Source organism: Vibrio sp. S12_S33 (genome assembly GCF_963889785.1).
Lineage (GTDB): Bacteria > Pseudomonadota > Gammaproteobacteria > Enterobacterales > Vibrionaceae > Vibrio > Vibrio aestuarianus.
Genome location: NZ_CAWPQZ010000505.1, coordinates 1 through 202, shown reverse-complemented (window position 1 = coordinate 202; position 202 = coordinate 1). Strand labels below are relative to the sequence as shown.

Annotated in this window: 1 tRNA gene; it reads right to left on the bottom strand. The window is 44.6% G+C overall.

The features are described 5' to 3' along the window. Positions 1-91 precede the first annotated feature (91 nt). Positions 92-167, bottom strand: a tRNA-Ala gene (locus AACW06_RS20900). Positions 168-202 lie beyond the last annotated feature (35 nt).

Sequence of the window (202 nt, the reverse complement as noted above, 5' to 3'; positions counted from 1 at the left end):
GTTGTTATCAGTCAGCTTTCCAAATTGTTAAAGAGCAAGATTTTCTGATGAAAACCATTTTTAAGAACACTTAAACAAATGTGCTTAAAGATGGTGGAGCTATGCGGGATCGAACCGCAGACCTCCTGCGTGCAAGGCAGGCGCTCTCCCAGCTGAGCTATAACCCCATCAGGTGTGTGATACTGTGTGCCAATCTTCGATT